Genomic DNA, 13,258 nt, shown 5'->3' with positions numbered 1-13,258 from the left:
TCTAATTACATGTTCCGTGATCGGATCTTTCGACCAAGAAATATTCACTCACAAGGAACAGGCATGAAGAAATTATTTGAGTGGTATTGCGATGTTGATAACTTTTGAAAAGTAGTTATTCCGCAATGTCAAAAACAATTACTTGAAGACGGTAACAGCAAACGGCAACGATAAGGCAATATGACACCCAGCGAAATCATGACAATTGTGATTGTTTTCACATGTCACATTACACTTATCACTACTTTTAGTAAAAACCTGAAAGCAAAAGCCCTGTCTTTATGAGATAGGGCAATGCTCTCAAAATGCTTTATCATTAAGACAATCAATGAACAGTTAAATAACATTTCGTTGATCAAATACTCAAGCCATCGCAGTCTGCGATGGCTTTATGCTCCATTTACTCGCGGAATTAGTGGCTTATTGCTTAAAAAGATAAGCCATCCATTGATATTACAGACCTTAAGCGAAATGCGATGGTCGTTGTTTAAGCAGATCTGAGGTTAATCAGAAATATCATAGGCTTTGTTCATTCCTATTTGAGCAGATTAAGTATTTTTCTTGAAACCACGGGGCGGCTACAATTTTCCACTACGAATGCAAAACCACGTTGAGTTTGCACTGTGTATTTTCCTTGGTCACTCCAAAGTTGGCGTATTGTCTCTTCAACGTTTGAAGGTTCACAGTAAACTGCGGCTTCGCCAAATACTTGTTCATAGCTTTCGGGCAATATTACTACTCTGCCAGCAGCCATTGCTTCCATAATATTTCTGCCAAACTCTTCAATATAATCTTCATGGGTAAAGTGGAGGAAGAAGTCTAAGCCATCAATGAAATCTGTAACTTCGATTGAGTCGAATTCGAATACTTCCCAATTTCTTGGAAGTTTACGAAGTACTTTTTGAGGTGTTTTTGCACCGCCTAACAGCTGTACCTTTACATTTTTCTTGTTGCCGCAATATGCATTGAAGATATCGGAATGAGATTCAGGCCACTTAGTCCAGTGATCGCGGCTATGGCGTCCAAGAACTATGGGTCTATTAGAACCTAAGCCATTAGGAGGATTAGGGACTGTTTTTGGTAAATCATGGCTATAAGGAGGGAACCAAGTTTCATTTAGTAAATTATTACCTCCTCCAGCAAGTGTCAGTGTTTTTTCCACAATAGAAGAAATGGGAATCCAAACCGGTAGTTTCCCAAATAACTTTTGAGTCAACTCATTCACATCTTTTTCTGCATAATAATGAGGTTTTTCACTCCACAACTGCATTGGAGATTGGTTAACTAAAATAGCTACTTTTTTACAATCTATAGTAGGAACAGCATCAATTTCATATTTCAAAATAGGAGGATGATGGATAACAACTAAATCAGCGTTAATATCATCTTCAGGAACTAAAATATCAACATTTTCGTTGTACGATAATTCCATATATTCGTCGGCAATTTCTGCAACTTTTAGATCGTATCTGGGCCAATGAAACAAACCGACTCTAAGACCTGAATCGAGAGCTGCTGCTACATATCCCTCATTACAACGCCTAGTCCCACCAAGTAAGCTCAAGTCAGATATAATAACCAAGTCGTAGTGGCGATTTAACGGCCAATTATTGGGCGCTAAACCCGCAGGGATAGGAAAGGGGTCTTTTAAGCTCTTTCTATTTGTAACAATTTTTTCAGAGTTCGCTTCAACCTTTTTAGATTTCCAATAATTAGCTTGTCTAGAGTATTCCTGACGTATACCGAAGGTTAAACTGTTTAGGCTAGTTTTTTTATTTTGAGTTAACGAGTTTTCATGTACTAAAAAGAAAGATAAAGGAACGCCTGTTAGTATGTCTTTTACCGAATCGTTACCCCATAGCATTCGGGCTCTTTGCACAAACTCATCATCAGCATTAGCCGAAACGCCATCCCATTCTCCTAATGCTTCCAAGTCATGCTTTCTTATCAGAACAGACGGGTAGCTTCTATGTACATAATCGAGATTGTTTCTTTGCGGTCTGAGCATAAACTCCATATTCGAATGTACTCTGGCCATCATCGAACAGGTGATTTTTAAACGCGGATTACTTAGCATCGCTCCCATTTGAATTTCTAACATCTGTGGATGTGACCAATCATCACTATCATGAACTGTTACAAAGTCACCAGTGGCCAAGCTAAGGGCTTTGTTTCTCGTACCATAAGCACCTTGGTTCACGGTATTTTTGGCTACCTTCAAGCGGCTATCTAATGCAGCCATTTCTTCAAGTAAAGCTAGAGAGTTATCGGTACTGCAATCATCTACCGCAATAATTTCAATGTTACTCCAACTTTGGCTAAGTAAAGATTGCATCGCTACTGAAATAAAGTCTTCTGCGTTATACACAGGGACTAAAATACTTATTTTAGAACCGCCGCTAATTGTTTTTGGTGGGGTCGCAATTGTTAAATTGCCAAATTTCATACCTTCAGATTGGTCTATAAAGGAAACTTCACTCAAACCGAAGTGTGAGTATATCTTGTTTAATACTATGAGCCTTTCTTCATTTGATTCTAGGCGGTTACACAAGGCGCATAAAAAATCACTATCAAACCTTTGCGCTAGTGTGGGCTCAAGAAACTCTGTTGCTTTATCTAAAAGCCCAAGTTGAAGAAGGCTATCTATAAGTAATAACTTTGTTCGTTTGGCTCGATAAAGTTTGATATCTAAAGGTCTAATATCTTTCAAACAACGATATGCGTTAGACCAATCCTTCGTTGTACTGTACCACCGACTCAAACTTAATAGGGCATGGGCGCGCTCTGATTTTTTGCCATTATCGTCGTAAGCAAATTTCTCTAAATCTTTTACCGCATGCTCACTAAATCCACCCCATAATTTTTTGTTTAAATCGCCCGCTTGAGTTGATGGTTTTATCGACTGAGCTCTAGAATCATTGGCTTGAATAGAGCGGCCTTCTGCCATTCCATGCTCAATATAGTGTACTAGAGGATTTAAACCGGCTATAGCTACATCTTGGTATTGTGATAGGTACCATGTTTGGTCGAATTTGGGGCTGGGTGCGCGACCTTCAGTAACACCAAATTGAATGTAATGTTTAATTGGATCTTGACCCGACTCTTTCACATCTATGTTTTGTTCTAAGTACCATTTTGAGTCAAATAAACCTGATTCTTTAATTAGTTTGGCTTGCCGACGAATAGAGTGTTTTTTAAAAAGTGAGGCCGAAGGTAAAAATCTGAACATGTATAGCTTCCAATTGTAACTGAGTAGTCGGTCAAAAGAGATTCTTGTGACAATAATAAACCAATCGGAAAGGATAAACGTCGTGGTTGATCTATGCAATAGACTAGCGGCAACTATTAACATGGTTGTTGGATTCTTATGCAGTCAGTTAAGTTGTATTAAACCAAATGACCTTTAATTGGCAGAATCTGGTATTGTCATTGTTTTCAGTTTTACTCTTGCTTTCTAGCTTGTTGAAAAACGTTTTAGCTAGGTTAAATTTGAGACTTGTTTTAAACAAAGAGCTATAGAAAGTTTAGTTGACGAGTAGTGGGCTCTAGGCACCAACCAAAGTGTTGTAGCCTCTGCAGTTGGTGCTTTTGTACTGGATTTTAAAATGGACGTTTTGAAGGCCGATTGCTGTATCAATTTGAGTAGCGAGTTTAAGACTATCTACCAATAAACTAAAAGGGAGCATAAGAGTAAATTGCTAAGACTCACATTACTGCTGTTACTAACATTTTTATCGTTGTTTGCGCTAAGAGGGCATATGTCTACAGTGCAGCAATCAACTGATTACTTGTATTATCAAGACTTTGAAGGCATGGCTTTAAACCAAAATTGGTTTAAACCTGAGTTATCGGTAAAGGGGAGCAGTGAAGAGCTAGAATACGGCCAGATTATTCGACAAACTTACACCCCGAGCAAAACAGGAACACCCTATATTGGTAAACGTTTTCAATTAGTAGAGAGTGCTTCTGAAGCCACTCTCAGTTTTGATATGAAATTAGACAGTCAATTTGAATTTGTAAGAGGCGGTAAAATGCACGGCTTGGGAGGCGGTACGGCTACCACTGGCTGTAAAACTATCGATCCGAATGGTTGGTCTGTCCGAATGATGTGGAGGCAAAACGGACAACCCGTTTTATATTTATACCATCAAGATCGTAAAAAACGTTGTGGGGATGATGTAGCAGACCCTCTAGGGTTTACGTTTGTTAAAGATACCTGGTACAAAATTGCACTATATGTAAAGTTAAACAGTGAAGTCGGCAGCAGCGATGGCATAGCTGCACTTTTCATTAATGGAAAAAAACTGATAGAGCGTAACAATTTAAATTTTACTGGAAATATGGAAAATAAGATTGATTATTTTTTGTATAACTCATTTTATGGTGGAAACGATCCGAGTTGGAGCCCTTCTACTGATACTTTCGTTTATTATGATAATTTTAAAGTAACTCGAGGATTGCTATTGTCAGAATAGTTTAGCAGCTGCCAATAAGTTTCCTTTACTTCATAATTTTAGAAAGGGGTTTTATTAAAATAGCAAATGCTTACTCTATCTCCAAAAGGTGGTTGTAGAAATTTACTTAGAGCTAATTGGAATCAAAGACGCGACTTAATTTAAAATAAAACGAATGTTTTATTAAGTGCTAGTGTATTTTTATTATTGAAAGAAATTGTAATTTAAAATGGTTATTGAACAAAACATAAAGCTTGGAAAATATTTTGATGCCAATTGGTATTTAAATACTTACCCTGACGTGGCAGAGGCAGGAGTAGAACCATTAGAGCACTATATCAATTGTGGTCGTGGCGAGGGGCGGTTCCCCTGCAAAATTGAAGCATTTGAATTAGAGAAAGAGTTATGGTCGACCGATAACACTGACGAAATTGAGAAAAAACTAATCACATTGTTCAGTAACTCTAGTGACTTTAGTCGGTGTTTAGCTGGGTGGGTGCTTGGTCGCTGGTACGGCAGTTATGGAAAATGGGATCTAGTAGAACAATATTTACCCGAAGCCTTGAAAGACCCAATGGCGTTATATTTAATCGCACATCAAGGTCCATATCTGTTGTTGTTTGATGCATATTATTGGCAGGGTAAATTGAGCTCGGCGCAAGCGTTACTTAACGATAATGTTTGGTCAACATCTAACAACAAGTTACTAGCTCAAAATATGCTGCTTGATAATGAGAGTAGAGCTGATGATTTAACTGAACTATTTGCCAATAACCAACTTTTGGGTGTTAGCGTTAAACATCCAGAAAAGCCACTAGGATTAGATAATTTAGTTGGGCTGAATGTACCTCGCAGCAAAACGTTAAAAGATATTTTGCAGCCATTAGTTAGCATTATCATTCCATGCTTTAATGCGCAAGATACTATAAAAACAGCAGTAACGAGTTTGCTAAATCAGACTTGGAAAAACCTCGAAATCATCATAGTTGATGATGCTTCCTGTGATGACTCATGGCAAGTTCTTCAATCTCTATCGAAGCAAGACCAAAGAATTAAGTTATTTCGTCACGACGTCAATTTAGGCGCATATCGAGCGCGAAATTATGGACTTAGTATGGCCAGAGGTAAGTATATTACTGTACACGATATTGATGATTGGTCACATCCGCAAAAAGTTGAATGCCAAGTTAATGGGCTACGACAAAAGCGCAATGCTATCGCATCCGTTTCACATTGGGTTAGAGCCGATGAGGAATTGCGTTTTCAACGTTGGCGGATGGAAGATGGCTGGATTTATCGCAATGTATCTTCACTAATGTTGAAGCGTTCGGTATTTCGCCGTTTGGGATATTGGGACAACGTTTCGGTGAACGCTGATACTGAGTATTATCATCGTATTTTGGCATCTTATGGTGTTAATTCCATTGTCGAGGTTTTCCCTGGTATACCGCTTTCTTTCGGGCGGGCAACAAATGAATCCTTATCTCAAACCAAAGCGAGTCATTTAAGAACTCAATTTAAAGGGTTGCGAAAGGACTATCATGACGCAGCCGTTACCTGGCATAAGACTCATAAAAAGCTGTACCTTACTCGCTTACCTAATCAGCGACCTTTCGCTGTTCCTCCGACAATGCTGAGAGGTAATGATGCCCAAAGAAAGCATAACTTAACGCTACTTTTGCAAAGCAGCGAACTGTTTGACCGAACATGGTATTTGAAGCGATATCCAGATATTGCCAAGGCGGGAGTCGAGCCCGTTGCACATTTTATTAATAATGGTATTCACGAGGCCAGAGACTGCAACCCTGTGATAAGTATTAGTGGGCAGGCCTATCTCCATAAAACTAATAAATTAGCGGTTATTGAACATCTGCTGAACGAAAGTCATCTGCCAGAGTGCACTGAACTTGAAGGCGAAATCCTTTTCCATGACGATAAGCCCACAATTTTATGTGTCGGCCATATGGTGTCAGAACATACTTTTGGTGCTGAGAGGAGTTTTTTGGACACACTTAAGATGTTTTCGCAAAGTGATTTTAATATTGTTGTTGTTTTGCCTAATGCCGAAAACCTCGATTATGTAGAAAAAGTCTCTGCATTATGTAGCAAAGTTATTTTTCAACCCATGCAGTGGTGGAACGCAAATAGAGACACAGATGAAAAGGTAGTTGATGCTTTCAGTCAAATTATTGAACAGCTGAATATTGCACTTGTTTATGCAAATACCCTTGTTTTGTCAGAGCCATTGAACGCAGCGACTAGAAACAACCGAAAGACGGTTATGCATATTCGTGAGTTACCCCTCAATGATCCGGATTTGTGTGAAGCATTGGGGGCAGATGCTGAAACTGTTAGGAATCATTGTTTAAAAAGTAGTGACTATTTTATTGCTAACTCTTTGGCAGTATTGAATTTCATTGATTTCAAAAGTCGAGCTTTTCTAATTCCAAATGTTATTGACATTGATGTTACTACGTCAAAACTACCTAGCGTTAAACTTCCTGTTATTGCTTCTTTGCTCAGCAGTAATCTGCCTAAAAAAGGTATTGAAGATCTACTTAAAGTTGCGGAGTTGTGTGAGGCTAAACAGTTTCCTATTGAGTTTCATATTTATGGACCTGAAAATGAACATACAGCGAATTGGAAAAAACAGACGAGCTTACAAAATTTAAAATGGAAAGGTTATTGCCAGAGTTCCTTTGAAGCACTTAAAGATACCGATATCTTACTAAATTTGTCCCACTTCCAGGAGTCTTTTGGTCGCACAGTGATTGAAGGTATGGCAAGCGGTTGTGCCGTTGTTGCATATGAATGGGGAGCTATTCCTGAACTAGTTGATGAAAAAAATGGTATTTTAGTTCCCTTTAAAGATATTGAAGGTGTCGTTAACGCTCTGGGCTTGCTGATAAAAGAGCCAAGCCTGATTGTTAAGCTTGGTGTGAATGGCAGAAGTAAAGCAGTAGAAAGCTATAGTTATCAAAAAGTTAAACCAAGCATGTTAAGTGCTATTCAGCAAATTTTAAAATAGTGTCAAAACATCAATTTATATTTCCATAATTGAAAATATATCAGTTAGATGTTTGTAATCGTATTCAGTTAATTTGTAATCGTATTCAGTTAAGAGGTTGTGTGGTTAAAAAATATATCATGATAGGGGTGAAGTCCATGGTTGGATGCATTCCTGAGTCAATTCGAAATAAAGTTAAGCGCTGGCCATGGTTAACTTCTTTGTATAGTCGCAACCTCCAAAAAAGCGGCTTATCATACGGTATTCCATCAAAGAAAAAGACCGCTAAGCTATATGAAGGGCTTATATCTAAGCAAAATATGTCGTTGAAAGGTATGACATTAGGCATTCCTTTTAATGTTGTAGTGGTAGTTAACGGAAATTCAAGCTTACTTAATTTTACCTTGGAATACTTGGCGGATATAAACACAATAGAAACTGTTTTTCTTTTGGTTAAAGGTGAAGAAAACGTCAATTATAACCTTAATAACTTGACTGCTAATCTTGAAGTGGTATCGGAAAGCTCACTTGATTTTTCTTGTGATGCCGAAAGAGAAATTAATAACTTCTTAGTAATAAACGCCGGTGACGCTTTGCACCCTTTAATTGAAGGAGCAGTTTCAGCGTTTTTAAATTCTAGTTCTTCAATTGGCTATTTTGACAGTGACAGCATCACTTCTTCAGGAAAAAGGCACTCACCCAAACTACATAGTGACTGGAACCCCGATTTATTGTTAAGTACGGGCTATATCAATACTGGCCTTTGGTTTCGCTCGAACAGAGTATTTGCTAAACAAGCGCGTTTAGAGGTTAGTCAGACTAGTATTGCTGACTTCCTAGCTAGTATTTATCTAGATGAGTTAGATATGATAGTAGGGCACCTACCTTACGTAGTCGTTCATTCACAAGCTGCCGCTGATAAAAATAGCTTCCCTCTGGGGCCAACAACCATTAATAAAGTCGCTAAATATGCAAAGGTCACTAAGCATGCTCAATACCCTATTTTAAAATTGCTTTGGCATACAGAAACAAGCCCCTTAGTGAGTTTAATTATTCCGACTAGAAATTCACGTCAACTTGTTAAAGTATGTGTTGAGTCTATATTGACGAAGACCACTTATCGAAACTTTGAAATATTATTGGTTGATAATCAATCAGACGAACAAGAAAGTCTTGATTACTTCAATGAGTTAAATAAACATCCACAAATTAAAGTGCTTAAATATGATCAAAAGTTTAATTACTCTGCAATAAATAATTTCGCAGTCACTCATGCTTCGGGTGAAATTATAGGGTTAATTAACAATGATATAGAAGTGATAGAGCCTGAGTGGCTGTCCTATATGGTAAATCAAGTCAATCGAAAAGAAATCGGCTGTGTGGGCGCTAAACTACTTTATCCAGATGGCAGAATTCAACATGCAGGTGTCGTTATGGGCTACGGCGGAGGTGCAGGGCATGCTCATAAGTATTTTCCTCGAGAACATAGCGGCTATTTAAATCGTTTAGCCGCCACAAACTGTTTCAGTGCTGTGACTGCGGCGTGCCTGTTGGTTAAAAAGAGTGATTATTTAGCTGTAAATGGTTTAGATGAAATTAATTTGGAAGTGGCTTTTAATGACGTTGATTTCTGTCTCAAAGTATTGAGTTTAGGAAGGCGAAATCTCTATTGTGCAGAAGCTATTTTATTTCATTATGAGTCAGTATCCAGAGGTTTCGACGACACGGTTGAAAAGCGTGATAGATTTGAAAAAGAACTAAATTATTTACAAAAAAACTGGGCAAGCATCATTGAACATGATCCCGCCTATAGTCCCAATTTAACATTGAGAAGAGAAAACTTCTCGATAAAAGAGTGTTGATAAATTGAATTTAAAAAAATTATTCAGATTTAGGTTCAGTGTTTATCTCTCTTGCCGTAAAGCCTTTAAATATTTATTTTGGTTATGGATTTTAATTAACAAGTGCATTAGGAAGAGAAAGCCTTATCGAGTAAAGCTAGTCGCAATTGCAAAAAATGAAGCTTGCTATTTGCCTGAGTGGTTGGCCCATCATCAATACTTCGGATTTGATCATATTTCAGTTTATGTAAATAACACCACTGACAATACCAGTAATATCGTTCGGAAATTAAGCTCAGTAAAGCATATTGAGTTTTGTGATGGAGATGAGTATTTTCAACCGGATATAAATGTACCGCAGACTCATATATATCAGCACGAGTTAAAGCGCAGTAGGAAGCAAGGATATTCTCATGTCATGTTTTTAGATATAGATGAATTTTGGACACCGAAAGATCTAAAAACTACAATTCATGACTTCTTGAAACAAAAGACTATGGATGTGGTTTGTTTCGAATGGTTAAATCGAACTAACGAAGTTAAACCTTTTTTACCAACAATAGAAAAGAAGATAGACGGAATTAAAGGCAATCATGTAAAATCACTTGTTTCTACACATGTTTTACTCGAGGCCATTAATCCTCACAACATACTGGGTTATAAAATTAAGCATCAATTGGCAGATGGCAGTAGATATCATGTAGATGAAAATAATTTCGCAAAGATAAGCCCTGAAGAAATAAAGTCCCCTTTAAAAGATATTTTTATTTTACATCGAATGTTTCGCAGCCAAGAGGAATATGTGGCGCTATTACTGCGAGGAAGGCCTATCCAAAATCGACCTTTCGCTGATATATTTAAGACGAATCGAAGTGGGTATATACCTCGTAAACCTAAAGTATCTGTTTCATTTGAAAGTAAAGATTTGGCTGATTATCAAGGGTTTATTGAAAGCTTCTTTGAAAACTATATGTTAAGTGAAGAAATAGCATTAGGAACAAAATTCGTAATGGAGAAAAGAGAGCAGGTTTCACAAATTATTGCTGAAGCACCTTCTGAAATACTCCCCATTTTATCTAAAATCTTTACTCGTGTGACGCTGCCAGACGTTGTCGCAGCGTTAAAAGCCAAACAAAATAATTGTAAGCCCAACGACTAACTTCAGTACTGGTTTATGTAACAAATATAGACATTTTGTCTGTGGATTAAAGATAGGAAATTAAAAATCTATAAATATTTCCTAACTTTTAAAATTAATTGAAAATGCACTAATGAATTTATTATCAAATATATTAAACATATTAAAATTTAAGTCAGATGGACGGGATTCAGTCATCTGGTTATCTCATCATATTCCCAAAACTGCAGGAACATCTTTAAAGTTGGGGTATGCCAGTGCTTTTGGAAATAACGCTGTTAAACATTTATATGCTCCTGGTGAGGTGAAAGTTATTGGTGGCGGCGGAAAAATCCTTCTACCATATGGGACGCAAATACTCCATGGGCACTTTCATGCCCATCCTGAACAAATAAAGCTATATCCAAATGCTAAAAGAATAGTTTGGGTTAGAGATCCTGTAGAGCGGGCTTGGTCTCTTCTGGGACATTTATTGGCAGTTCAGCAATCCAAAAATGAATATCGAATTATTTATGATGAGTTTGGTGAAAATATTGAAAAACAAAAATTAGACGTATTTGAGTTTTTTTTAACACACCCTGAATTACAGCACCTAAATAAACCCTATCAGAACCATTTTTCGAAAGTCCCCATAAACGATTTTCATTTTGTCGGTAGGACTCATTGTTATGCTGAAGATCTAAAACGTTTATCGAAAGAAATGGGGGCTGACATTCCATTACTTGAAAAGAACGTGAGGTCGTCAGGGAAAGGGCTACCTGCGAATAGAGAGCTGTACCAGAAATTATTGGAAAAAGAATACAGTATTGTCGATGGATTCATTTAATGCTTGCGTGAATTGTAATCGAATATTTATGAAGCATCTAAATGGCAAAAGGGGAGGATCTTTTGCCATTTCTTAAAACGGTGATTTAAGCAAATAATCTGCTATACTTCGCCGCCTGTCTCGCGACACAGCGTAGACAATTTTTATCGAAATGCTGGAGCAAGTTTCTGAAGTCACCAAACCATCAACCTCATTCTTTTACAATTCTCAACTCGCTCGAAAAAGATCAACGTTTTGAGTCTGTAGTAGGCATGGGCGTTTACATTGAGGATCAGCTAGATTGGGTGGCGCAATCGGTGGAAAGTGTCCTTTCCCAAAGTTACCAGAACTTTCAGTTGGTATTAGTGTTAGACGGTGAAGTGAAAGAAGATGTGTTTAACTATCTTTCGCAGCTAAGTACTGAGCGAGATAACGTGCAACTGATTAAGTCTGCAGTTAACGTGGGTTTGAGTACTTGTATGAATTTCGTGATTGATTGGACAATTGAAAACCTACCTTCTGTAGAATATTTTTTCAGAATGGACGCAGATGATATTTCCCTTTCTGAGCGCTTTGAAAAACAAATTAACTTCTTAAAAACACACAAAAATACCCAAGTGTTAGGAACCTCGCTGGTTGAAATAAACGAACATGGTAACAAGGTAGGTAAACGCAAACTGCCTAAAAATCATGGGGATATTTTTCGTATTTTACCAAAGCGCTGTGCCATCAATCACCCAACAGTGGTGGTTAAAATGGAGGTGTTTAAAGCCGGTCATAGATACAATGACGATTTACAAAACACCCAAGATTATTTTCTGTGGATAGAGCTTTGTGCTGCTGGCTACAAATTTGCCAACTTGCCTGAGCCGCTGTTGGAATTTAGACGGGTGAATGATTTTTACAAACGTCGAGGTTTGAGTAAGTCGGTTAATGAATTTAAAGCTCGTTTTTACGCCATGAAAGTATTAAAACGTTACAGTATTGGCAATATTGTTTACGCTTGCGCGGTGCTCTTTTTACGACTTATGCCTTCCAAAATTGTGAAGTTAGCGTATAAAATAGACCGTTACCTTTTGAATAAGCGGGTTAGACACGAGTGATAGGCGCTACCGTCATTTTATACAAACCAGATATGGGTATTACCCAAGATCTACTTGAGACAGTTTTGCAACAAGTGGATGTGGTTTCGATTGTGGATAATTCTCCAGTTGCCACTGAACTGCTGTTTGATAAATCCAATATGCACTATCATCACTTCCCCAATAATATAGGTATTGCTGCAGCGCACAATGTGGGCTTGCGCGACTTACGCTCGTCAGGCTGTGAATTCGGGATGTTGTTAGACCAAGATAGCACCATAGACGACGACTTTGCATTTAGGTTGTCATCGCTGCTGGTGGCATCTAAGGTCGAAAATCGCCCGGTAGTGGCCATTGGACCGCGCATTATCTGCTCATTTTCTGAAAAGACCGTTAAACCCAGAGTGCAACGAGAGGTCTTAGTGTACGATGAGATCGTGTGCGTAACCCAAATTATTTCTTCAGGAATGATGATCGACCTATCTAAACTCGATGCCATTGGTTACAAAGATGAGACCTTGTTTATAGATGGTGTGGATCACGAATGGTGCTGGCGCGCGAAGCAACAAAATTTAATGGTAGCCATTGCAGATAAGGTTGAGATGATTCACCGCTTAGGTGATTCTCGCAGCAAATTTGCAGGCATTACTTACAAAGTGGGTAGTCCTATTCGACTTTACTATCAGTTTCGTAATGTGCTGCTTTTAACCAGACGTGGGTATGTGCCTCGATATTGGAAAATGCGCAATATTTGTGTGTTACCCATTCGATTTTTTGCCAATAGTTTATTACAAGACCGTAAATTAGAACGCATTAAGTTTATGTTGTGTGGTTTGTGGGACGGTTTATGCAAAAAAAACGGGGCTTTTTCAGACAACTGGTAAACCAGGTGTTATCTATTTACTCTCTAGTCTTGTTTTCAACCTGTATT

General features: G+C 38.0%; 8 protein-coding genes and 1 pseudogene. 8 read left to right on the top strand and 1 reads right to left on the bottom strand.

Going from position 1 to position 13,258, the window contains the following annotated elements:
• Positions 1-117: 117 nt before the first annotated feature.
• Positions 118-491, top strand: a pseudogene (locus VUI23_RS14790) (transposase).
• A gap of 44 nt (positions 492-535) precedes the next feature.
• Here the strand turns inward: VUI23_RS14790 and VUI23_RS14785 are convergent.
• Positions 536-3,229 (bottom strand): glycosyltransferase, encoded by a 2,694-nt coding sequence (locus VUI23_RS14785; RefSeq protein WP_342804826.1) that lies wholly within the window; start codon positions 3,227-3,229, stop codon positions 536-538.
• A gap of 529 nt (positions 3,230-3,758) precedes the next feature.
• Here VUI23_RS14785 and VUI23_RS14780 point away from each other — a divergent pair.
• The 7 genes from VUI23_RS14780 (at position 3,759) to VUI23_RS14750 (ending at position 13,211) form a co-directional block, all read left to right on the top strand.
• On the top strand, positions 3,759-4,475 hold the full coding sequence (locus VUI23_RS14780; RefSeq protein ID WP_342804825.1) for a polysaccharide lyase: 717 nt from the start codon (positions 3,759-3,761) through the stop codon (positions 4,473-4,475).
• Positions 4,476-4,683: 208 nt separating this feature from the next.
• Positions 4,684-7,482 carry a glycosyltransferase gene (locus VUI23_RS14775; protein WP_342804824.1) on the top strand — a complete coding sequence of 933 codons (2,799 nt, stop codon included), beginning with the start codon at positions 4,684-4,686 and terminating at the stop codon, positions 7,480-7,482.
• Positions 7,483-7,583: 101 nt separating this feature from the next.
• Complete coding sequence (locus VUI23_RS14770; protein WP_342804823.1) at positions 7,584-9,323, top strand: glycosyltransferase; 1,740 nt, start codon at positions 7,584-7,586, stop codon at positions 9,321-9,323.
• Positions 9,324-9,327: 4 nt separating this feature from the next.
• Positions 9,328-10,461 carry a glycosyltransferase family 2 protein gene (locus tag VUI23_RS14765; protein WP_342804822.1) on the top strand — a complete coding sequence of 378 codons (1,134 nt, stop codon included), beginning with the start codon at positions 9,328-9,330 and terminating at the stop codon, positions 10,459-10,461.
• Between the two features lie 112 nt (positions 10,462-10,573).
• Complete coding sequence (locus VUI23_RS14760; protein WP_342804821.1) at positions 10,574-11,266, top strand: hypothetical protein; 693 nt, start codon at positions 10,574-10,576, stop codon at positions 11,264-11,266.
• 251 nt (positions 11,267-11,517) lie between these two features.
• Positions 11,518-12,348: a glycosyltransferase gene (locus VUI23_RS14755; protein WP_342804820.1), complete on the top strand. Its 831-nt coding sequence runs from the start codon at positions 11,518-11,520 to the stop codon at positions 12,346-12,348.
• A complete protein-coding gene (locus VUI23_RS14750) occupies positions 12,345-13,211 on the top strand; it encodes a glycosyltransferase family 2 protein (RefSeq protein WP_216048069.1) in 867 nt (288 codons plus the stop codon). Before VUI23_RS14755 ends, VUI23_RS14750 begins: the two co-directional genes overlap by 4 nt.
• The last annotated feature ends 47 nt before the right edge of the window (positions 13,212-13,258 follow it).

The organism is Alteromonas sp. M12, from assembly GCF_037478005.1.
In the GTDB taxonomy this organism is placed as follows: Bacteria; Pseudomonadota; Gammaproteobacteria; order Enterobacterales; family Alteromonadaceae; genus Aliiglaciecola; species Aliiglaciecola lipolytica_A.
The sequence above is the reverse complement of the archived record's forward strand: the minus strand, read 5'-3'. Positions and strand labels throughout refer to the sequence as shown.

Bases quoted from the DNA above. Each gene is read 5' to 3' on its own strand.
- VUI23_RS14775 (WP_342804824.1), top strand. From the start codon at position 4,684: ATGGTTATTGAACAAAACATAAAGCTTGGAAAATATTTTGATGCCAAT.
- VUI23_RS14780 (WP_342804825.1), top strand. From the start codon at position 3,759: ATGTCTACAGTGCAGCAATCAACTGATTACTTGTATTATCAAGACTTT.
- VUI23_RS14755 (WP_342804820.1), top strand. From the start codon at position 11,518: ATGGGCGTTTACATTGAGGATCAGCTAGATTGGGTGGCGCAATCGGTG.
- VUI23_RS14785 (WP_342804826.1), bottom strand. From the start codon at position 3,229: ATGTTCAGATTTTTACCTTCGGCCTCACTTTTTAAAAAACACTCTATT.
- VUI23_RS14760 (WP_342804821.1), top strand. From the start codon at position 10,574: ATGAATTTATTATCAAATATATTAAACATATTAAAATTTAAGTCAGAT.